Here is a 20315-nt window from a genome sequence, read left to right on the forward strand (position 1 = left end):
CCAGCGTGAGCAATATTGCCTAACTCAACGCCCAGACTGCGCGTTTTGTCCTTCGATGTCAGTGTCGTCCGGCGTTTCGCCAGCCGCTTTCAGCGACGCCAGCAGCGTCCGTTGAGTCCGCAATTCGGCCAGCATGTTGCAGAAAAGGGCACCTTGTTCAACGGCGTCATCTAGCGCAACGTGAGTGTGCGGAAGTTCGTCGAACCAGTGTTTCGGCAAACGCGGTTTGATCGCCTTCCGGTATGGCAGATCGGTCAGCGCGAATGCGAGCGTCTTGATGTCGAGTGCCGACCATGAGAACGGGCAACGTTCAGCGAAACGCATCATGTACCAGAACATATAAGTGAAGTCGAAACCCGCCGGATACGCAACGAACACTGGCTTGCCGGGCAATGCCTCGACCCATTCCACGTAGGCGCGCAATGCAGTGAGCGGTTGCTGCAGGTCGGTCCGGCAGGCGGCCCACGCCTCGGGCTGCGTTTTCCACCAGGCGGCCTGAATTGGGTGAGGCGCCGCGCCTTCCAGTGTCTCGAGATTGGCTGAGAACGTGCCGATCAGCTCCTTGTGTTCCGTGTAGGCCGCCGACGCAAAACTCAGCATGGAGTGCGGGCCGGGGATAGGTCCATCAGCTTCGACGTCCGTGCTGACATAGATTTCAGGAATGGCGGTGCTCATGCGGTCATCCGGTCGGCGACAAACGGGTTGGTGCGGCGTTCATGGCCGAACGTGGACGTAGGACCGTGGCCCGGTACGAACGTGACGTCATCGCCTAGTGGCCAAAGCTTTTCCTGCACGGAGCGCACAAGGTCCGAGTGGCTGCCGCGCGGAAAATCGGTACGGCCGATCGAGCCCGCGAATAGCACGTCGCCGACCAACGCCACGCGATTCACGCGGCTGAAGAAGATCACATGGCCCGGTGTATGTCCGGGACAGTGATAGACCTCCATGGTTTCATCGCCAAACTGAACCGAGTCGCCGTCTTGTAGCCAACGGTCGGGCGTGAAGGCTTGCGCGTCGCCGAAGCCGAAGCGTTTGCTTTGAGCCGGTAACTGTTCGATCCAGAAAGCGTCTTCGGCGTGCGGCCCGTGGATCTCTACGCCGTAGTGATCCGCGAGCGCCTTTGCTCCCCCGCAGTGATCCAGATGCCCGTGCGTGAGCAGCACCTTGTCGACGCTCACTGCGAGTTGTCCGATTGCGCTGATGATCCGCTCGACTTCGCCACCTGGATCGACGACAACCGCACGGCCCGTTGTCTCGCACACAACGATCGAACAATTTTGCTGAAATGGTGTCACTGGAATAAGGGTGACCTTCATGGCTGGGCAACCGGGACGTGTAAAAACGTCCATTGTAACGGGCGAAAACCGGCGCTGCGGTAGCGCGCCGGGCGTTAGCCGAACGGTCTAGGTGTGCTCAAAAAACAGGCGAGAGTCGCAATTTTTACGCCAACGGAGAAAATGAGTAACATTTTGTTGATCTCCGGGCGGCTCGTCAGTGTGTTTAGGTATAATCGGGTCACTTGTGCATGGTTTGAGCATGCCATCAATGGGCAATAAGAAACACGAGTAGCGCGTTTTTACAATTGTCATCAAGTACGCAATTCGGAGCAGAGATGCTTCGAAATCGCAATCAAGCATCGGTTTCGGCCGATGTACACGTCTTGTCCAGCCAGGTGCGATGCACCTGCCAACGGCCTTAGCTGCCGTTACGCTGGATGGGGCCTACGCCGCCGTTCCTGCGCAGTTGAGCGCGCAAGAATGTGTGATCCACGTTCGATGGCGGCATGTGGGGTCTGGTCAGGCTGCCGGGGACAGGTTGCGCCAGACGTGAAAACTAACCGGGCATTTGTGGCGAGGTACGCCGCACCCGAGCACTGGCTCGCCGTTCGACTTTTCGAGCGGCGCGTACCTTTGCGCGGAAAGCCTTGAGCTGCCTACGCACGTCCGCGTTTTGCCGGATGGTTGAGGCGGCTCTAACCGTTGATACACGTCTATGAATGTACGACTAACCCGACGTCTCGGGAGTCTTTTGGTCTTCGCAATCCTCACCGGTTGCGCCATGCCGCCAAGCGCCAGCGATCAGGCCAGTGCGCTGAAAACCGGCTCGCAGTTGAGCACCGCAAACAACGCTGCGAACTCGGGCCGAGGTCCGGCGCGCCTCGCAGTACCGCTCGCCTATGACTCCCGGCTGAACACGCTGCCGTCGTCAGCAGGCAATTCGTCTGACACTTCCTCGCTTGCAAACGCGGAGCCCATCACCGCCGGACCCGATGTCAGCGACTTCCAGCAGCAAGGTCGCGCCTCCTGGTACGGCCGCGGTTTCCACGGTCGCAAGACGGCGAGCGGCGAACGCTACGACATGCACGCGCTCACGGCCGCGCATCGCACATTGCCGCTTGCTTCGTGGGTTCGTGTGACCAATGAGGCGAATCAGAAAACAGTGGTCGTCAAGATCAACGACCGCGGCCCGTACGCGCGTGGCCGCGTGATTGACCTTTCTTATGCGGCAGCTGCGGTACTGGGCATGCGTGGCGCGGGTGTCGGAAAGGTGAAGATCGAAGGCTTGACGCAGCAGGAAGCGCGGGCGGCGGCACGAGATCAATCGCTGGCGTCACTCAACCCAGTCGACTGATCATCGTCAACTTGTTGCGTAGGAAAAACGGGCCGTTTCGACGGCCCGTTTTCTATTGCACGGCGCGTTTGCCGCGTCCTTCCTGGTCGTCATTCCTGCTCGTTTTCGCTCTGTTCTCCGCGTGCCTTATCCATTGCCAGCGCCCTTGTGTAAAGCGCGTTGCGCGATGCGCCCGTCAACGTTGCCGCCAGTCTTGCAGCGCTGCTCACCGATAACTCCTCCAGCAACGTCGCGAGCAACGCATCATGGGCGTCGTCCGCCGCCTCCTTCTGCGGCGCGCCTTCCACTACCAGAACGAACTCGCCGCGTTGCCGGTTTGCATCGCCGGAGAGCCACGTTGGCCCTTCGGCCAGGGTGCATCGATGGATGCTCTCATGTAACTTGGTCAGCTCACGAGCAATCAGCAATTGCCGCTCGCCACCGAATGCACGCTCGAGCGCCTGCACCGTTTCCACAATTCTATGCGGCGCTTCGTAGAACACGAGTGCCGGCGTGTGCGTGAGCAGCGACTGCAGTTGCGTGTCGCGCTGCTTCGGTTTGGTGGCAAGAAAGCCGATGAACGAAAACGTGTGAACCCATGCGCCGGCTACGCTGAGCGCGGTGGTGAGGGCGCTTGCGCCCGGCAAGGGAATCACGGGGAAGCCGGCTTCGCGCACGGCATCGACCAGTTTTGCACCGGGGTCGGAAATCCCCGGGGTGCCTGCGTCGGACACGCACGCAATGCGCTCGCCATTGCGCAGATGCGCGATCACGTTCTCGGCGGCGCTGCGCTCGTTGTGCTCGTGTACCGCGATGGTCGGCTTGGAAATGCCGTAGCGCGACAGGAGTTGCGACGTGTTGCGCGTGTCCTCGGCCGCCACCCGGTCGACAAGTCCGAGCACATGCAGCGCGCGCACCGTGATGTCCGCGACATTGCCGATCGGCGTCGCGACTATATAAAGCGCGCCGGTCGGAAATTGCTGGCCAAGGGCTAATTCGGAGAGTGGAGTCATGAGGGCGGGTGGCATGCGGAGGACGTCATTGTGCCATGCGATGAGGGACAACTTTTTGGGGAACGGAGTGTCGAAAACGATCGGAAGCGCGTTCGAGCAACGCGCGCTTGAATATTTGCAGCGGCAGCGCCTGCGTTTTGTCGCCCGCAATTTCGCCTGTCGCGGCGGCGAAATCGATCTCGTGATGCGTGAGATCGGCAGTCAGCGTGCACTTGTATTCGTGGAGGTACGCGCGCGGCGAAGCCGTCAGTTCGCGGCAGCGGCGACCAGTATCGGTGCGCATAAGCAGCGGCGGCTGGTGCTCGCGGCGCAGCACTATCTGATGACGTGGCGCGGTGCGTTGCCCGTGTGCCGCTTTGATGTGATCGCGTTCGATGCGGGTCGGATCGTGTGGTTACGCGATGCTTTTCGCGCCGATACGTCGTGAAAACAGCCTTATCTTAAGTGATGCGGACAGCGAGTGCGGTAAACTGCGCGGAGCCTGCGCGCCGGATTGATCGAGGTCTTATGGTCTTATGTTCGAGCGCTGCGCACGAGTGCGTTGCGGCGAACCGTGGTCCGTAAGGCACCGTAGCTCAAGGTTTGAATTGGTGAAGCATCGGCTTTGGAGACCGTAGCAGCAAGCCGTCGAAGCAAATCATCGCAGCAACCCGTCAATGAACTACCGCGCATGCGCGGCCGATAACCGAGAGTCGATGTCCGTCGAACGTATCCAGCAACATTTCCGCGAAAACGCGGCAGTCCATCGTGAAGCACTCGACACGCTTGCTTTTCCCGTCGCCGCAGCCATTGACGTGCTGTTCGGCGCGCTCGCCAACGGCTCGCGAATTCTCACGTGCGGCAACGGTGGCTCAGCGGCTAACTCACAGAGGCTCGCGTCCGCGCTGGTCGGGCATTTCGAGCGTGAGCGGCCGGGTTTGCCGGCCATTGCACTGGACGCGAATGTCCTGACGCTCACGGGCATTGGTAATAACTCGGCGTTCGAAGAGATCTATTCGAAGCAGATCCGCTCGCTCGGGCAGGCCGGCGACGTTCTGGTCGTCATCTCAACGTCGGGCAACTCGGTCAACCTGCTCTCGGGGATCCAGGCAGCGCATGAGCGCGAGATGTTCGTGATCGCGATGACGGGTGCGGGTGGCGGCGTGATCAGCGAAGTGCTCGCCGATACCGACATCCATATCTGCGTGCCGTCCGAACGGCCGGCACGAATCCAGGAAGTCCATCTGCTAACCATTCACTGTCTGTGCGATGGCATCGACGCGATGCTGCTGGGCGACGAATGATTCTTAAGGGGAACGAGTTGATGAAAAAGACACGCGTCAGGTCGACGCTAGCCAGAGCCACGTTGCTGGCGAGCCTGTTGTCAGGCGTTGCGCTAACCCTGCAAGGTTGCCCGCTTGTGGTCATCGGCGCAATGGGTGGTGCAGTGGGTGGCGGCACGCTCGTCGCCACAGACCGGCGCACGCTGGGCGCGCAGACCGAGGACCGCGAGATCCAGGTGAAAGCCAAGTCGCGCATTGGTGAGAGCCTGCCCGATCAGGCGCACGTTAGCGTGACCGTGTTCAACCGGCGTGTGTTGTTGACCGGGGAGGTACCGAGTGATCAATGGAAGCAGAAGGCCGAAGAGGTGGTGCGCGGCATCAACAATGTGAACAGCATCGTGAATGAACTTGCTGTTGAGGGCGCGAGTTCGTTGTCATCGCGGACTAACGACGCCTATCTCGAGAGTCGCGTGAAGGGTGCGATGGTCGGTGAGAAGGACATGCGGGCGAACTTCTACAAGGTGGTGTGCGAGCGCGGCACGGTGTATCTGATGGGTCTGGTCACGCGTGACGAAGGCGCCGCCGGCGCAAATGTGGCGGCGCAGGTCCCGGGTGTTGCACAAGTGGTCAAGGTATTCCAGTACATCAAGCCGGAAGATGCTCAGGCGTTGTCGGCCGCGGCAGCATCGGGCGCGAGCGCGCCGGTGGTAACACCTATCGATAGCGACCCGACCGTCGGCGCGGTACCGGATTCGTCGGTGAGCGCAAGGCCGCTCGATGGGCAGGGGCCCGCGCCGGTCGTGAATTCCCCTGTGCAACCGGGTAATCCTGCGCCCGCAGCGAAATGACGCGGTTGTTTTCCATGACCGCGACTGTATTCACAATGGCGATGGCGATTATGGCAGCGACTGGCCAGGGTGCGCTCGCAGCCGACGTGCCCGCTGCTTTTTCGCCCAGCGATGCTATGAACATCGCTCGCAAGAATGCCTGCATGGGATGTCACGCGGTGGATCGCAAGCTGGTCGGGCCATCGTTCCAGCAGATCGCCATCAAGTACAAGGGCGACGCGCAGGCGCAAGCGCGGCTTGAAACCAAGGTGAGGGACGGCGGCAGTGGAGTGTGGGGTGTCCTGCCCATGCCGTCGCATCGATCCATGAACGGGGCCGATATCAAGACGGTTGTTGGCTGGATTCTCGCGGGCTCGCCGTCGAAATAAGGTGTGCCTCAGGCGGCTTTAGGCCTTGTCAGACGGTTTTAAGGCTGTGCTAGAATCAGGACACGTTGGGGGGGTAGCTCAGCTGGGAGAGCGTCGCGTTCGCAATGCGAAGGTCGGGAGTTCGATCCTCCTCTCCTCCACCACGACTTCGAAGGGCTTAGCCAGCGGCTAGGCCTTTTTTTTCGACAGAATACTTTGGGGACTGTTTCCTCACTGTTACTGTCGTTACCTTGCAGGCATGCGATTCAGTGCGGAGTTCGGTCTGCACCATGTCCAATACCAAGCCGAAAAGGTCGTCTTAATGATTGTCACCCATCTCAACTTGAAGAACTGGCGCAATTTCCGTACGGTCGATGTTCCGTTGCGCGAGCGCACCTATCTGCTTGGTGCCAACGCGTCAGGGAAGTCGAATTTACTCGACGTATTTAGATTCCTACGCGACATTAGCAAGTTGCAGGGCGGCGGTTTGCAAAAGGCAGTGCACGACCGGGGTGGAATCCAGAAACTCAGGTGTCTCCATGCACGCAAAGACCCAGAGGTTCGCATAGAAGTTCACTTGGCAGAGAGCCCCGATGATCCCGTTCCCCAGTGGAAATATATCCTTGGATTCAAACCCGAGGGTAAGGGCGCGCAGCGTACCCTGATTTCGACCGAAGAGGTCTGGAAGGATGGGAAGCAGATCTTGAAGCGGCCTAACAAAACTGATTCCGGAGATGTCGTAAGGTTGACGCAGACAGCTCTCGAGCAGATTCAAGCGAATGTGGGCTTTCGTGAGTTGGCGGCTTTTTTTGGAGAAACGACCTATTTGCATCTTGTGCCACAACTGCTGAAACACGGCGATCAGATCGGTGGTCAACGTCTCGACGACGACCCGTTCGGACAAGGCTTCCTCGAGCGTATTGCAAAGACGCCTGCTAAAACGCGAGATTCGCGCCTGAAAAAGATTGAAGCAGCATTGGCGCTCGCGGTTCCCCAGTTCAAAACATTGCGGTTTGTCTCGGATCCAATCAACGGGCGTCCTCATCTAGAGGCAATGTACACGCATTACAGACCAAATGCTGGGTGGCAACGCGAGGAGCAGTTTTCTGACGGAACACTTCGTTTACTCGGCCTACTGTGGGTATTGCAAGAGGGGGATTCGTTGCTGTTGCTTGAGGAGCCGGAATTGTCACTCAACGACTCCATAGTACGGGAAATTCCATTGTTGCTACAGCGCGTCCAACGAGACCGGAAACGCAGGCCTCGCCAAGTATTGGTCAGCACGCATAGCGAAGCATTGCTAAGTAACCAGGGAATAGACGGGCGCGGCGTCCTCCTGCTCGAGCCAGCACCCGAAGGCACGCGCGTTCGGGTGATCGATGAGCTGGAGACATTGTCATTGCAAACTGGGTTTTCCGTTGCGGAAGTTGTACTTCCAAAAACGCGCCCCGCTTCGGTTGAGCAATTGAGGTTTTGGTAATGGCATCGATCGTACTCGCGACAGAAGACGAACTAAGCGAGCAAGTAGGACTTTCGTTAGCAAATGAGGCCGGACTACAGGTTGGGTTATGTCTTCGCAAGGGCGGAAATGGATATCTGAGAAGCCGTCTCTCAAGCTTCTGTCAGATGGCTCGGACTCAGGCAGTTTTTGTAATCACAGATCTCGATCAGATTCAAACTCCAGCGATGCTGATAGCCGATTGGTTTGGCAAACAGCATCGACCCGACAAACTTCTTTTCAGGGTGGCTGTTCGCGAGATCGAGTCATGGCTGATCGCTGATCATTTGGCCATAAGGCATTTATTTGGTAAAAAAAGCTGCAAAATTGCCGAACTCTCCGGATGAACTTCCCGATGCTAAACAGACGCTGCTGCGTCTTGCGCAGTATGCGCCTCGCAGTGTGCGAGATGATTTGGTCGGTGCGCGCGGTAGCGTGGCATCTCAAGGAATCGGATATAACGCGCGGCTATGCGAGTGGGTCCGAGAAACTTGGCGGCCCGCGCTTGCAGCAGAACGATCACCTAGCCTCGCGAAGGCTAGGGCCGCGCTCGCAGAACTTTCACGGTAAAAAAACCGCCCAGAGCCGGGAGGCTGTGAGCGGACAAGATCGGAGAGTTACAACGACATCATGCACATTCATGGATTGCGCATGAGATGAAGTATGCGGCGCTGGGCGTCGGCGGCGAATACGAAAACTCTTAAAAATCCAGCAGGTTGATTCATTCGCGCCCATTGTGTCGAAGCCCGGAACGAGCGGTTCCGGGCGTGGCGGATCGCCATGAAGTAATGAACAGGAAACGTCGAAACGTCGAAACGTCGAAACGTCGAAACGTCGAAACGTCGAAACGTCGTTTACGCGCTACTGCCTTTCTTCCGGTTCACAATCGCCGTCTCCGATAAATCGATTTCCCGCATCAGCTTGTTCAAGGTTTCATCGTTGATTGCCTGCCGCGTGCGCATCTTGAGCAACTCCGAGCGCTCCGCCCTCAATGCGGCCATCTTCAGCTTCGTCTCCACCATCTCGCTTTGACGCGCAGCCCGGCGGGGTTCCTCTTCTTCGCCAAGCCCTTCAAGACGCCGCCGATACAAACTCATCACGCGCGCGGCCGTATCCGTGCAGCGGGCAGACGCCGCTTCGTCCATCTGCTCGCTGAGATTTTCCTGGGCGGTATCGATAGCGCGGATCGCGGCCTGCGCCGCATGCCGGCGCGCGATGCGTTCCTCGGCCGCGTGAGGATCACCGCGCTTTTTCAGGCCGTTCAGCAGCAGGGGCAAACCGATCACGCCAATCAGCAACGACATCAGGATAGTCGCCGATGCAATGAAGACCGCGAGATCGCGTCCGGGCAGTTCCGATCCATTCGGCAGCACCTCGGGCAACGACAGCACGCCCGCGAGCGTGATCGCGCCGCGCACGCCGCCGATGGTCGTCATCGCGACGGTGCGCGCGCCCGGCACCGCGTTCGCCATGCCGTGTTTCGCGGCGCCCCGGCTCGCGACCCAGCGCAGCACCCAGACCCACGCGAAACGCAGCCCGTACAACGCGATCACCACCGCAGCCACATAACCGAGCAGCAAGCCGACTTGCTGGAGACCGTCGTGATGCGCCTCGATCAACGCGCGTCCGATAATGTGCGGAAACTGCAGCCCGAGCAGGATGAATACCATGCCGTTGAACACGAACTCGATCATCGTCCACGTGCTGGTCATGCGGATTCGCGCCGCCGTGGGAATGCCCTCGCGCAGGCTCTGGAAGTTCATCATCATCCCGGCCGATACCGCCGCGAGAATGCCCGAGCAACCGAACCGTTCCGCGATGAGATACGCCGCGAACGGAATCAGCAGGGTGAGGATAACGCCGGCGGCGGGATCGTCGTCTTCGGACAGCTTCGCGATCCGCCCTGGAATCGATGTCACGAGCCAACTGATTGCCGCGCCGATCACTACGCCGCCCACCGCGATCAGCACGAAACTGATGGCCGCCGCGCGCAACGAAAACACGCCCGTCAGCGCCGCCGCGATGGCGAATTTCAGCGCGACCAGGCCGGACGCGTCGTTCATCAGCGCTTCGCCTTCCAGGATGTGCATCAGGTTCGCCGGAATCCGGCCCTTGCCGGCGATGCCGCTGAGCGCAACGGCGTCTGTCGGCGATAACACCGCGGCCAGCGCGAATGCGACCGGCAGCGGCATCGCCGGGATCATGAAATGCAGGAACCAGCCGAGCGCGCCCACGGTCATGAATACGAGGCCGAGCGCGAGCAGCAGGATCGCGCGGCGCTGCATGAAAAATTCGCGTTTCGGGATGCGCCAACCGTCCGCGAACAACAGCGGCGGGATGAAGAGCATCATGAATAGCTCGGGATCGAACGTGACGTGCAGGCCGAATCCCGGCCACGCGAGACACGCGCCTATCGCGATCTGGATCAGCGGCAGCGGCAGCGTGAAGGGCAGCGCGTTGGGCAACAGGCTGGTGGCGAAACCGGACACGGCGACCGCCAGCATCAGGATCAAGACAGTGAAAACGATTTCCATAGATTCGGGATCCGGCAGGAGCGCGACGAGTCAGCAGCGACGCTCCTTTTAACGAGGAAGGGGCAAAGTTTAGCTTGGACGTGATTCAAGGGTGTTTTGAAGACTCGGCTGCGCTGGAACTTGCGCTACGATTTGCACTGTCCTGGTGCGTTCGTACGCTGTGCTGTGAACCCGGCGTCTCGTGGCGGTGCACATGCCGGCGCGCGCTCAGGAAACGCGTGGACTTGCGTGAGCACGGAGCTTGCTTTATCGAAGGGGACGGGACGGGTAGATTCCGCTTGAAGATAAACGAGGGCAGTGTATGAAACCAGGACAGAGGGGGCCGGTTGTGCGATGTCGAGCGCAATCGATTGCGTTGATCGGCGATGACCGCGGCTATGACCGGTTGCATGAACGAGGATCAAATGCGGGCATCCGGACAGGGAAGGCAAGATGGTAATAGCGAATCCTGACAAGGTGAAACCGGTCTCGCCGCGGACATTCGAACTGAGCGTGACGTCAGGGTTCGACCGGTATTCGGTCGCGCATGGCGCATGGACGCTGTCGAGCGTGTTTCAGCCGGTGTTCAGCCTGTCGCATATGCGGGCAGTCGGCTACGAAGGTTTGCTGCGAGCGCACGACGCGCTTGATCGCGTGGTGTCGCCGCTCGATGTATTCGGCCAGGCCGCGCGCGTGGGCGAGGCGATGCAGGTCGACCGGTTGTCGCAGGCGCTGCATCTTGAGAATTTCAATGTGCTTGGCACGGAGAACGAGTGGTTGTTTCTCAACGTGCATCCGGGGGCGTTGACCGAGCCGTATCACATGGCCGCATTGCTGGCGAATCTCAAGCGCTTGCAGATCGAGCCGCGCCGCGTGGTGCTGGAGGTGCTGGAGCAACGCGCCGACGATATCGAAAAGCTCGCGGACGCCGTGCAGCATTTTCGCGAGCATGGCTTCCTGATCGCGCTCGATGATTTCGGCGCGGGGCATTCCAATATCGAACGGATCTGGCAACTCGATCCGGATATCGTCAAGCTGGATCGCGTGATGTTGTCACACGCCGCGCACTCGGCGCATTCCGTTCATGGGACGAGCCACTTGAAGCATCGGCGCAACATGGAATCGATTCTGTGCGGCGTGGTGTCGCTACTGCACGAGGCGGGCAAGCTGGTGTTGATCGAAGGCGTGGAGACCGAGCACGAGGCGCAACTGGCGCTCTCGAGCGGTGCGGACTTCGTGCAGGGTTTTTTCTTCGGCCGGCCAAATCCTGGTCTCGCCGATGCTGTGCAGGCGCACACGTTGATGAGCGAATTGACCGAGCGTTTCCGCTTGCAGACGGAGGCGAAGGAGCGGCGCGTGGCGGCGCGGCTGCAGCCGTATGTGCGAGCGTTCGAGCGTGCGGCGGAACGGTTGGCGGCGGGGGAGCCGCTGGAGGAGGTGTGCTGGAATTTCCTCGCGCTGGATAACGCCGCGCGGTGTTTTCTCCTCGATGCCAACGGGCGCCAGGCTGGGCGCAATGTCGTGCTCAGGGCCGATCGCGCGGCGCATGAGGCGCGGTTGTTGCCGTTGATCGATGCGCAGGGGGCGAACTGGTTGCGGCGGCCGTATTTTCGGGCGGCGCTGGGCGACCCGGATAGGGTGCATGTGACAAAGCCGTATCTATCGATTAATGAGGCTTTGCCGTGCGTCACGCTGTCGGTCGAGACGCGCATGGGCGGACAACGGTGCGTGCTGTGTGGGGATATCGACTGGATGCCGGAGGAGGACGAGTAGGGGGCGTTTCTGTTTTCGCGACATCAAGAAAAAGCCCGTGAATCGCTCGCGGGCTTTTTTACATTCTTGCACGGCTACTGAGCGGCTTAGGGTACGGTCTTCACTTCGCCACCACCACCGGAATTCCCCTCAACGCGCCGGCACCTTTGACCTCATCGAGCGACGCCTTCACATACCGCCCTGTCTCCACCTCGATCCCCAACTTCACCCCCAGATCCCGTTCGCGCCGCTTTACCATCGACAGATTCGCCAGTTTCACGTGTCCATAACCGCGAATGCGTTCGTGCATCAGCGCAAGCGTTTCGATATCCTTAGCGTTATCGGGTGTGAGCACTTCAAGCGCGCGTCGAATAGTTATTTCGTAGTCTCCAGGAAGCTCGCGCTCCATCTTTCGCTCAAGCGACTTGCCGAACGGATCAATGACTGTCCCACGCAATCCGCGAACCTTCGACAGCACCCCAAGCACTGGCCACAACCATTGCCCAAACGTCATCTTCCGAGGTTGCCCACCATTCTTCGCCTTCGATAAAACCGGCGGCGCCATATTAAATTTCACCGCGAAATCCTGACCCGCCGTGCCTTCGAACTGCGCTTCGAGCGCAGCGCGGAATGCCAGATCGGTGTGAAGCCGCGCGACTTCGTATTCGTCCTTCACCGCCAGCAGCCGATAAAACGTCGAAGCCACCGCGCGCGTCACGGCATTGTTGTGATGTGCCGCAGCGGCCGAAACCAATGCCCGATATCGCGTCACATAACTCGAACCGCCATAAGCCAGCAACCGTGCTTCACGATCCGCGATCAACACATCCAACGGCATCGCAGCCATCTCGACTCGCGGCGTAACAGCAGCTTTGCGCAGCGCTTCCAGCGCATCCAGATCCGCCGCAGCCAGCCGGCCGATAGCAAACGCCAGCTTGTTCATCGGCACGGCGACATTGTTCAACTCGATCGCGCGCATCAACGCGGCATGGGAGACCGGCACCAGTCCAAGCTGCCACGCATAACCCAGCATCAGGATATTTGCGCCGATCGTGTCGCCGAGAAAACGTGTCGCCAAGGCTTGCGCGTCGCACGTATTCATGCGTTCCGCGCCCGCCGCGTGTTGCATCTTTTCCAGCAACGACCCAGCGTGAAGGTTCGCATCGGGGTTCTGCACAAACGTCGCGTTCGGAATCGCATGCGTGTTCACAACAATCCGCGTGCGCCCATGCCGCACCGTTTGCAGCGCGTCAGCGCTCGCACCGACGACCATATCGCAGGCGAGCAGCACGTCGGCTTGCTGGGTATCGATGCGCACCTGGTTCAGCAGTGCATCGGTGGAAGCGAAGCGCACGAACGACAGCACCGCGCCGCCTTTCTGCGCAAAGCCCATGAAGTCGAGCACGGACGCGCTCTTGCCCTCCAGATGCGCGGCCATGCTGATCAGCGCGCCGACCGTCACCACGCCCGTGCCGCCGACGCCGGTAATCAAAATGTCGTACGGCGCGTTATCGAGTGGGAGCCTGGGTTCCTGTAACGCATCGACGCGTGCCGCGAGCGCTTCGGGATCGAATACATTGCCGGCGGCTTTCTTGAGCTTCGCGCCTTCAAGCGTGACGAAGCTCGGGCAGAAACCGTTCACGCACGAGTAGTCCTTGTTGCACGACGATTGGTCGATACGGCGCTTGCGTCCGAGTTCGGTTTCCACCGGTTCCACCGATAAACAATTGCTCTGCACGCCACAATCGCCACAGCCTTCGCACACGGCTTCGTTGATGAACAAGCGCTTGTCGGGATCGGGGAACTCGCCTTTTTTCCTTCTGCGTCGTTTTTCCGCCGCGCAGGTTTGATCGTAGATGAGGACGGTAACGCCCTTGATATCGCGCAAGCGCCGCTGGACATCGTCGAGTTCGCGCCGATGATGGAACGTCGTGCCCTTCGGAAACTGATCGTGATGGCCGTCGTATTTCTCGGGTTCATCGCTGACTACGACGAGCGTGGCAATACCTTCCGCCTCAACTTGCCGCGCGATTTGCGGCACGGAAATGCTGCCATCGACGGGCTGGCCGCCGGTCATCGCGACGGCGTCGTTGTACAGGATCTTGTACGTGATGTTGGCCTTCGCCGCAACCGCCTGCCGGATCGCAAGGATTCCTGAGTGAAAGTAGGTGCCATCGCCGAGATTCTGGAACACGTGCGGCGTTTTCGTGAACATGGAATGCGATGCCCAATCCACGCCTTCTCCGCCCATCTGGATCAAGCCCGTCGTATCGCGTTCCATCCACGACGCCATGAAGTGGCAGCCAATCCCGGCTTGCGCGATGGATCCTTCAGGCACTTTCGTCGATGTATTGTGCGGACAGCCGGAGCAGAAATACGGTGTGCGTTTGACGGCATCGGCGGCATTCGAGAGGATTTTCGGCGCGACGAGATCCACGACTTTATCGCGTCGATCCAGCGCGGGTTTGTGCCGCGCGAGCCAATCCGCGAAGACAGGCAGCACGCGCGATGGGCGCAGTTCACCGAGCGCACTCAGCAGCATTGCACCGTTCTGCGCGTTCTTGCCGACCACGATCGGCCGCGCGCCTTGTGTCCGGTTATACAAATGGTCCTTGATCTGCTGCTCGATCACCGGCCCTTTTTCTTCGATCACCAAGACCTCAGAGAGACCTTCGACGAAGGTATCGAGGCGCGTGGTTTCCAGCGGAAACGATAAACCCACTTTATAGATGCGCACGCCGGCGGCATCGAGGTCATCGACACTCAGATCCAGCCGGCGCAACGTTTCCATCAGGTCGAGATGCGCTTTGCCGCACGTGACGATGCCGACGTTCGCGTGCTGACTCGGGGCGATCCATTTATCGATGGAATGCGTTTTGGAAAAATACCGCACGGCGTCGAGTTTTGCGGCAAGACGTGCTTCGATCGTCAAGCTCGGCAAGTCGGGCCAGCGATTGTGCAACCCGCCTTCGGGCGGGACGAAACCCTCCGGCGCGGGCCACACGGTCTGGAACGCGTCGAGGTCAACAGTTGACCCGGACTCCACCGTCTCCGATATCGCCTTGTAGCCCACCCACGCGCCCGAAAAACGCGATAACGCCCAGCCGTAGAGACCGAACTCGAGCATATCGGCGATGTTCGATGGGTTCACCACCGGCATATGCCAGGCGATCATCGCCTGATCCGACTGATGCGGCATGGACGACGACACGCAGCCATGATCGTCGCCCGCCACGACCAGCACGCCGCCGTGCGGCGACGAACCGTACGCGTTGCCGTGCTTCAGCGCATCGCCGGCTCGATCCACGCCCGGGCCCTTGCCGTACCACATCGCAAAGACGCCTTCCACCGTCCGCTCGGGGTCCGATTCCACCCGCTGCGTGCCAAGCACGGCGGTGCCACCAAGCTCCTCGTTGATCGCAGGCAGAAAACGCACGTCATGCGACGCGAGGAGTTTTTTCGCCTTCCACAATTGCTGATCGACCATACCCAGCGGGGAACCCCGATAACCGCTGACAAAACCCGCTGTATTCAGCCCGGCGGCGCGATCGAGCTGGCGTTGCATCAAGACAAGCCGAACCAATGCCTGCGTGCCGGTGAGGAAGATCCGGCCGTGCGCGGCGTTGAGGTTATCGGTGAGTTGGTAGCTGGCTAGAGGAGGGTTATCTGAAAAAGGCACACGCGCGTTCATGGATGAGGCTCCGGCGTTTTATCGATGAATTGAGAGGATGTCGCCATTCTTCCTCGACATAACCGGAAGGTTTTTGCGTTCTTCGTGATCGCACGCTTGTAGCAGAAACGAAATCGATCTTTATTGAGATGGATGAGTGGAAATCACCTGCCGAATGGCTAACGTGTGGTTAACCCGCGTCTCGAAACCACCAGGAGCGGGTAATCTGGACGCTCCCTGACAATGCCGCGCCACAAAAAGGAATTCGCCCATGAAGCTCTACTACTGGCCGAAGACGCGTGCGTTTCGCGCGTTATGGATGCTTGAGGAATTGCGCGTGCCGTATGAGTTCGCCTACGTGAACATTCGGGCGGGCGAGCAGAACGCGCCGGCGTTTTGTTCGGTGAATCCGATGTCGAAGTTGCCCGCGCTGGATGACGACGGCGTGTGCGTCGCGGAATCGGGCGCGGTGCTGCTTTATCTCGCCGATAAATACCCGCAAGCGGGGCTGGGCGTCTCGCTTGATGATCCGTTGCGAGGCCGTTTCCTCCAATGGATGTTTTTCACGGGCGCTTGTCTTGAGCCGGCAATGGCAGAACGGATGACGGGCGCACCGGGCAACAGCGTGAGTTTCGGCTGGGGCGATCTGGGCCGCGTGGAAAAGGCGATTGAATCGGCGTTGGCCGACGGCGCTTGGCTGCTCGGCGAACGCTTTACAGCAGCCGACATCCTCGTTTCGAGCACGCTGCAGATCGCCTATATGGCGAAGCTGATCGAGCCGGGAGGCGTGTTGTCGGATTATGTGGCACGCGCGACGTCGCGGGAGGCGCACGAACGCGCGGTATCGATCGATAAACAGGAAGCGCAGAAGGTGCCGTCAGCCGTCTCGCAGCAGCAGACGGGAACGGTGAGTCTGAAGCCCTGAGGTCGTATCGGGCTCGGGCGTCAAGGGAAGGTCTTGGGCTTGGGAATGCCCGCACCGGCTTCAATGTCCGCGACGGCTTGGACGTGCGCGGCATCAATGGCGTCGGTGGGGGTCGACAAGCCGTTATCGCCGCCAACGGTTTTCCACGGCTGCACGGCTTTGTCGAGATGACGGATTTCGTATTCCGCGTCCCAGCGCGTCCCCTGTAGTTCGATGGGCCGAACGTGGATGGAGTAGACGCCGTAGAGGAAGAGTTGTTCAGGCATGGTGGTTCTCCCGTTCAAGCGAAGTGACGACAGCAGCAGCAGCGGCGGCGAGCAATCTCCGCGCCGCCGTCATTTCACAACTCGAGTTCGCCGAGGATCCGGTGCGCGAGCGCGCGGGCTTCTTCCAGCGCCTCTTCTTCGGACAGGGAAGTGGCCGCGACGTCGTACTGTTTGGGCTCGGAATCCTCGCCGTCTTCGCCGTCGTCCCGCACCAGCGTGACAACGCCTCGAAACTCGCCGCCGTCTACGGCGTGCGCGCCGATGGTCGCGGTGTAGATGCCTTTCGTGTAGATCGTGTCTTCCATGATGCACCTCCGGCAAAGGTTGAAACGATGCTAGCACGCGTATTTATCTAGCGTGTGACCGTCTCTCATTGACCCGTAGGCGCACGTTTCAGGCCAGCAAATTTTCCACTTCTTCCAGCGATGGTGAGTGCGCCCCCGACATCCGGCACGCCGCCGCGCCCGCCGCGAGCGCAAAACGCAGATGATCGGGCCAGCCGCCGGCGCGGGTCATCAAGCTATAGAGCAAGCCGGCAATGGACGCATCGCCGGCGCCGACTGTATCGGCGACATCGACTTTTGGCGGGCGTGCCTGCCAGCTTTCGTCGCCGACGTGCAGCGTGGCTTCAGCCGATCCGCGCGTGACAAGCACCGTGGCTTGCGGGTTCATCGCACGAATCTCGGCGAGGGCGTCGGCTTCATCCGGTAGGGATGGGAAGAGTTTTTGCAGGTCTTCGTCGGAGACTTTGATCAGGTCGGCAAGCGCTGCCATCTTGCGCAAGGTTGGTTCGTAGTCATGCTCCATCAGGTTTCGATAATTCGGGTCGAAGCTGATCTTCACGCCGTGCTCGCGCAATTGCGCGGCGAGACGGGCGAGCGTGTCGCCAAGCGGCTGGCGCACGAGGCTGATGCAGCCGAAGTGCGCCCATTTCACCGAGTCCATCCAGCCGGTCGGCAGAAGGGAGGGATCGAAGGCGAGATCTGCGCCGTTTTCACCCATGAAGTAATAGGTCGGCGGCTGCGTCTTGTGGACAATCGCCAGCAGCGGCGGCCGCTCTACGCGCTGCATGAAGCGCATGTCGAGGCCGGCCGCGACGCTGGCGTCCCAGAGTTCATCGGAGAAATTGTCCGTGCCTAGCGAACCGGCACATGCTGTAGGCAAACCAAGATGCGCGACGGCGCGTGCGACATTCCAACCCGCGCCACCCGGGCGCGACAGCCAGTCTGACGGCCCGGTGCGGATCAGGTCCGTCAGGATGTCGCCGGCCGAGACGAATTGGGGGAAAGTTGAATTGGAGGTCATCGTACTCACGGTTTAGCTCGTCTCTTTCGCTGTCTCGCGGTTTTGCCGGGGCGCGTCGGTTAGTGGTATCGCGTTCAGCACTTCGTAGCACGCGCCCATCGTGTGGTAATCGGTCTTGCCGGCGGGACTCTTTTCGTCGCCGTATTTGCGGTTGTCGCAGGTCAGGATGCGGAACCACGCGCCATATTCGTGATCGACGAAATGTGCCCAGCTATAACGCCAGAGTTCGTCGTAGCAATCCCAGAATCGCTCCAGGCCGGTCCGCTTGCCGAGCAACGCCGCGGTGGCGAAGGTCTCTGCCTGCACCCAGAAGTATTTGTCGTGGTCGCAGATGGTGTCGTCAGGGCCGAAGCCGTAATACAGGCCGCCGTGCTGGTCGTCCCACGCGCGGTTGAAACCGGCGTCGAATAGTTCGATGGCGCGTGGTGCGAGCCATGGCAACGCGCGATGCCGCTCCAGGATCAGCAGCAGCTTCGCCCACTCGGTCTGGTGGCCGGGCTGGAAACCCCACGGGCGAAAGATGTTGGAACTGTCGGATTCGTTGTAATGCCAGTCGACCGACCAGTCGGCGTTGAAGTGCTCCCAGACGAGGCCATTGCTCAACCGCGCCTGGCGCAAGGTGATGTTGCCGGCAATTTTCTCCGCGCGATCCAGATACAGCACGTGGCCGGTCGCCTCGTACGCGGCCAGCAACGCTTCGGTCGCATGCATGTTGGCGTTCTGCCCGCGATACGACGACAACTGCCAGTCGGGCGTGGCTTCATCGGCGTATAGACCGGCGCCGGCGTCCCAGAAATGCTTGTCCATTAACTGGAAGGTTTCATCGATCAAGGGTTTGGCTTCGTCAATACCAGCCATTGCCGCGTGCGCGCACGCCAGCAAAACGAACGCGTGGCCGTAGCAATGCCGCGTGCCGTCGAGCGTACGTTTCGCACCGTCGCGCCATTCGATTTCCCAGTCGTAGCCTTCATTCACCGAGTCCCAATGCGCGTTGCGCAGGAATGCGAATGCGTGACGGGCATTGTCCTGATGCTGTTGGCCGCCGAAATGACGGAACGCCATCGCGTGGTTGAAGACGAAGCGCGTGCTGCTGACAAGGTGACGCGTGGTGCGGTCGTAGACCGTGCCGTCGTCTTTGAAAAAATGGAAAAAACCACCCGAGTCATCACGGGCGGTTCGCGCGTAGAACGCCAGCGTGTGCCGAACGTGATCGAGGAGGAAATCGCGGCTGCGAAAGTCCGGCTCTGCCGAACGCGCCACGTGCAAAGCGGTTGAGTTCATACCGGTGTGTGTGTCCGTGTTATGGCCGAGCTCGCGCGAGGGATGAGGCGCACGGGCACGAGCGTGTCGGTGGTGTTCGCGTCGTCGTGGCTCTGAGCGGTTTCCAGCAGCAATTCCACGCCGCGCCGCCCGAGCGCTTCCTTGTCGACCGTGACGGTGGTGAGCGGCGGCGTGCTTTGGGCTGCGGCGGGGATATCGTCGAAACCGACAAACGCGATGTCTTCCGGCACCCGCAAACCGTGCGCGAGACAGACGCGCATGGCAGCGAGGGCCGCTGCATCGTTATAGGCGAAAACGGCGTCAGGCAGCGGTGCGGATTGAGCACGCGCTTGCGCGATCAGGCGCTCCATGGCGTCGGCGGCAGCCACATCGGCGTCGATAGCCGGCTGCGTGGTGACTTCGAGCGTCGGGTTAAAGAGTAGTCCTGCTTCGAAATACGCCAGCCGATAACCCATTGCGCGCTGGGAGATGCTGTAGTGCGCCAGCGATCCGCCAATGAATGCAATCCGCTTGCGCCCGAGTGCGAACAGGTGCTGCATGGCAAGCGCGGCGCCGCGCGCGTTGTCGACGTTGACCGAGCGGAAACCCGGCGCGCGCAAATCGATCAGTACGACCGGCCGGTTCATGGAACGCAGATGAGCCAGCAGCTCGGGCTCGATAAATCCCGCAACCGCGACGGCGTCCGGTGCGTGAAGGCGCATCTGCTGGGCGAGATCATGCGTCGGGCCGGCTGTCAGTACAGACGGCACCAGCCGTCGCTCGCGGCAGGCTTCTTCGAAACCATGCAGCACGTGGGAAAAGAACGGGCTGACTGCGAAATTATTGTGCTGGCGATGAAGCAGGAACGTGACGCGCCGGATTCGGGTGCGAAGCTGAGCGGCGTCGTAGCCAAGTTGTCGCGCCGCTTCCACCACGCGTTCACGCGTGGTTTCCGACAAGCCCGGCTGGTTTTTAAGCGCTCGCGATACGGTGCCGATTGACACACTGGCTGCGCGCGCGACATCGCGAATGGTGGTGGCCATCGG

General features: G+C 60.3%; 19 protein-coding genes and 1 tRNA gene. 10 read left to right on the plus strand and 10 right to left on the minus strand.

Annotated elements, in window-relative coordinates:
* Positions 1-24: 24 nt before the first annotated feature.
* Both ACSQ36_RS00545 and ACSQ36_RS00550 read right to left on the minus strand, forming a co-directional pair.
* Entirely contained in the window at positions 25-675 is a 651-nt protein-coding gene (locus ACSQ36_RS00545; RefSeq protein WP_436180561.1) for an exonuclease, read from the minus strand.
* Positions 672-1316 carry an MBL fold metallo-hydrolase gene (locus tag ACSQ36_RS00550; RefSeq protein ID WP_436180562.1) on the minus strand — a complete coding sequence of 215 codons (645 nt, stop codon included), beginning with the start codon at positions 1314-1316 and terminating at the stop codon, positions 672-674. Before ACSQ36_RS00550 ends, ACSQ36_RS00545 begins: the two co-directional genes overlap by 4 nt.
* 676 nt (positions 1317-1992) lie before the next feature.
* Here ACSQ36_RS00550 and ACSQ36_RS00555 point away from each other — a divergent pair.
* A complete protein-coding gene (locus ACSQ36_RS00555) occupies positions 1993-2631 on the plus strand; it encodes a septal ring lytic transglycosylase RlpA family protein (RefSeq protein ID WP_436180563.1) in 639 nt (212 codons plus the stop codon).
* An 89-nt stretch (positions 2632-2720) separates the two neighbouring features.
* Here ACSQ36_RS00555 and rsmI read toward each other — a convergent pair whose 3' ends face one another.
* Positions 2721-3623 (minus strand): 16S rRNA (cytidine(1402)-2'-O)-methyltransferase, encoded by a 903-nt coding sequence (gene rsmI, locus ACSQ36_RS00560; RefSeq protein ID WP_436180564.1) that lies wholly within the window; start codon positions 3621-3623, stop codon positions 2721-2723.
* On the opposite strand from rsmI, the gene ACSQ36_RS00565 reads away from it, so the two are divergent.
* The 7 genes from ACSQ36_RS00565 (at position 3622) to ACSQ36_RS00595 (ending at position 7925) form a co-directional block, all read left to right on the plus strand.
* Positions 3622-4050, plus strand: coding sequence for a YraN family protein (locus tag ACSQ36_RS00565; RefSeq protein WP_436180565.1), 429 nt, complete (start codon positions 3622-3624; stop codon positions 4048-4050). The two genes, rsmI and ACSQ36_RS00565, sit on opposite strands and share 2 nt — an antisense overlap.
* Positions 4051-4318: 268 nt before the next feature.
* Positions 4319-4906: an SIS domain-containing protein gene (locus tag ACSQ36_RS00570; RefSeq protein WP_436180566.1), complete on the plus strand. Its 588-nt coding sequence runs from the start codon at positions 4319-4321 to the stop codon at positions 4904-4906.
* Positions 4907-4926: 20 nt separating this feature from the next.
* A complete protein-coding gene (locus ACSQ36_RS00575) occupies positions 4927-5733 on the plus strand; it encodes a BON domain-containing protein (RefSeq protein WP_436180567.1) in 807 nt (268 codons plus the stop codon).
* Between the two features lie 14 nt (positions 5734-5747).
* On the plus strand, positions 5748-6101 hold the full coding sequence (locus ACSQ36_RS00580; protein WP_436180568.1) for a c-type cytochrome: 354 nt from the start codon (positions 5748-5750) through the stop codon (positions 6099-6101).
* 67 nt (positions 6102-6168) lie between these two features.
* Positions 6169-6244 (plus strand) — tRNA-Ala (locus ACSQ36_RS00585).
* A 158-nt stretch (positions 6245-6402) separates the two neighbouring features.
* On the plus strand, positions 6403-7560 hold the full coding sequence (locus ACSQ36_RS00590; protein ID WP_436180569.1) for an AAA family ATPase: 1158 nt from the start codon (positions 6403-6405) through the stop codon (positions 7558-7560).
* Entirely contained in the window at positions 7560-7925 is a 366-nt protein-coding gene (locus tag ACSQ36_RS00595) for a hypothetical protein (protein WP_436180570.1), read from the plus strand. Before ACSQ36_RS00590 ends, ACSQ36_RS00595 begins: the two co-directional genes overlap by 1 nt.
* A gap of 507 nt (positions 7926-8432) precedes the next feature.
* On the opposite strand, the gene ACSQ36_RS00600 is transcribed toward ACSQ36_RS00595, so the two are convergent.
* Entirely contained in the window at positions 8433-10112 is a 1680-nt protein-coding gene (locus ACSQ36_RS00600; RefSeq protein ID WP_436180571.1) for a Na+/H+ antiporter, read from the minus strand.
* Between the two features lie 432 nt (positions 10113-10544).
* Here ACSQ36_RS00600 and ACSQ36_RS00605 point away from each other — a divergent pair, with 432 nt between their 5' ends.
* Positions 10545-11864, plus strand: a complete 1320-nt coding sequence (locus tag ACSQ36_RS00605; RefSeq protein WP_436180572.1) for a sensor domain-containing phosphodiesterase — start codon at positions 10545-10547, stop codon at positions 11862-11864.
* Between the two features lie 100 nt (positions 11865-11964).
* Here ACSQ36_RS00605 and ACSQ36_RS00610 read toward each other — a convergent pair whose 3' ends face one another.
* Positions 11965-15534 carry an indolepyruvate ferredoxin oxidoreductase family protein gene (locus ACSQ36_RS00610; protein WP_436180573.1) on the minus strand — a complete coding sequence of 1190 codons (3570 nt, stop codon included), beginning with the start codon at positions 15532-15534 and terminating at the stop codon, positions 11965-11967.
* Between the two features lie 250 nt (positions 15535-15784).
* Here ACSQ36_RS00610 and ACSQ36_RS00615 point away from each other — a divergent pair, with 250 nt between their 5' ends.
* A complete protein-coding gene (locus tag ACSQ36_RS00615; protein WP_436180574.1) occupies positions 15785-16438 on the plus strand; it encodes a glutathione S-transferase family protein in 654 nt (217 codons plus the stop codon).
* 20 nt (positions 16439-16458) lie between these two features.
* On the opposite strand, the gene ACSQ36_RS00620 is transcribed toward ACSQ36_RS00615, so the two are convergent.
* The 5 genes from ACSQ36_RS00620 to ACSQ36_RS00640 form a co-directional block, all read right to left on the minus strand.
* Positions 16459-16704, minus strand: a complete 246-nt coding sequence (locus ACSQ36_RS00620; protein WP_213764635.1) for a hypothetical protein — start codon at positions 16702-16704, stop codon at positions 16459-16461.
* A gap of 74 nt (positions 16705-16778) precedes the next feature.
* Entirely contained in the window at positions 16779-17009 is a 231-nt protein-coding gene (locus ACSQ36_RS00625) for a hypothetical protein (protein ID WP_158933979.1), read from the minus strand.
* Between the two features lie 88 nt (positions 17010-17097).
* Entirely contained in the window at positions 17098-18009 is a 912-nt protein-coding gene (locus tag ACSQ36_RS00630) for a carbohydrate kinase family protein (RefSeq protein WP_436183054.1), read from the minus strand.
* 12 nt (positions 18010-18021) lie between these two features.
* Positions 18022-19290 (minus strand): AGE family epimerase/isomerase, encoded by a 1269-nt coding sequence (locus ACSQ36_RS00635; protein ID WP_436180575.1) that lies wholly within the window; start codon positions 19288-19290, stop codon positions 18022-18024.
* Positions 19287-20312: a LacI family DNA-binding transcriptional regulator gene (locus ACSQ36_RS00640; protein ID WP_213764637.1), complete on the minus strand. Its 1026-nt coding sequence runs from the start codon at positions 20310-20312 to the stop codon at positions 19287-19289. The genes ACSQ36_RS00635 and ACSQ36_RS00640 overlap by 4 nt, the downstream gene beginning before the upstream one ends.
* Positions 20313-20315 lie beyond the last annotated feature (3 nt).

The organism is Caballeronia sp. LjRoot34 (assembly GCF_964253815.1).
Lineage (GTDB): Bacteria > Pseudomonadota > Gammaproteobacteria > Burkholderiales > Burkholderiaceae > Caballeronia.

What these genes read in the sequence shown, in the direction of transcription:
- ACSQ36_RS00625 (WP_158933979.1), bottom strand. Translation starts at nt 17,009, where the DNA reads ATGGAAGACACGATCTACACGAAAGGCATCTACACCGCGACCATCGGC.
- ACSQ36_RS00545 (WP_436180561.1), bottom strand. Translation starts at nt 675, where the DNA reads ATGAGCACCGCCATTCCTGAAATCTATGTCAGCACGGACGTCGAAGCT.
- ACSQ36_RS00605 (WP_436180572.1), top strand. Translation starts at nt 10,545, where the DNA reads ATGGTAATAGCGAATCCTGACAAGGTGAAACCGGTCTCGCCGCGGACA.
- ACSQ36_RS00600 (WP_436180571.1), bottom strand. Translation starts at nt 10,112, where the DNA reads ATGGAAATCGTTTTCACTGTCTTGATCCTGATGCTGGCGGTCGCCGTG.
- ACSQ36_RS00565 (WP_436180565.1), top strand. Translation starts at nt 3,622, where the DNA reads ATGAGGGCGGGTGGCATGCGGAGGACGTCATTGTGCCATGCGATGAGG.
- ACSQ36_RS00580 (WP_436180568.1), top strand. Translation starts at nt 5,748, where the DNA reads ATGACCGCGACTGTATTCACAATGGCGATGGCGATTATGGCAGCGACT.
- ACSQ36_RS00550 (WP_436180562.1), bottom strand. Translation starts at nt 1,316, where the DNA reads ATGAAGGTCACCCTTATTCCAGTGACACCATTTCAGCAAAATTGTTCG.
- ACSQ36_RS00635 (WP_436180575.1), bottom strand. Translation starts at nt 19,290, where the DNA reads ATGAACTCAACCGCTTTGCACGTGGCGCGTTCGGCAGAGCCGGACTTT.
- ACSQ36_RS00615 (WP_436180574.1), top strand. Translation starts at nt 15,785, where the DNA reads ATGAAGCTCTACTACTGGCCGAAGACGCGTGCGTTTCGCGCGTTATGG.
- ACSQ36_RS00595 (WP_436180570.1), top strand. Translation starts at nt 7,560, where the DNA reads ATGGCATCGATCGTACTCGCGACAGAAGACGAACTAAGCGAGCAAGTA.
- ACSQ36_RS00575 (WP_436180567.1), top strand. Translation starts at nt 4,927, where the DNA reads ATGAAAAAGACACGCGTCAGGTCGACGCTAGCCAGAGCCACGTTGCTG.
- rsmI (WP_436180564.1), bottom strand. Translation starts at nt 3,623, where the DNA reads ATGACTCCACTCTCCGAATTAGCCCTTGGCCAGCAATTTCCGACCGGC.
- ACSQ36_RS00620 (WP_213764635.1), bottom strand. Translation starts at nt 16,704, where the DNA reads ATGCCTGAACAACTCTTCCTCTACGGCGTCTACTCCATCCACGTTCGG.
- ACSQ36_RS00630 (WP_436183054.1), bottom strand. Translation starts at nt 18,009, where the DNA reads ATGACCTCCAATTCAACTTTCCCCCAATTCGTCTCGGCCGGCGACATC.
- ACSQ36_RS00640 (WP_213764637.1), bottom strand. Translation starts at nt 20,312, where the DNA reads ATGGCCACCACCATTCGCGATGTCGCGCGCGCAGCCAGTGTGTCAATC.
- ACSQ36_RS00610 (WP_436180573.1), bottom strand. Translation starts at nt 15,534, where the DNA reads ATGAACGCGCGTGTGCCTTTTTCAGATAACCCTCCTCTAGCCAGCTAC.
- ACSQ36_RS00590 (WP_436180569.1), top strand. Translation starts at nt 6,403, where the DNA reads ATGATTGTCACCCATCTCAACTTGAAGAACTGGCGCAATTTCCGTACG.
- ACSQ36_RS00570 (WP_436180566.1), top strand. Translation starts at nt 4,319, where the DNA reads ATGTCCGTCGAACGTATCCAGCAACATTTCCGCGAAAACGCGGCAGTC.
- ACSQ36_RS00555 (WP_436180563.1), top strand. Translation starts at nt 1,993, where the DNA reads ATGAATGTACGACTAACCCGACGTCTCGGGAGTCTTTTGGTCTTCGCA.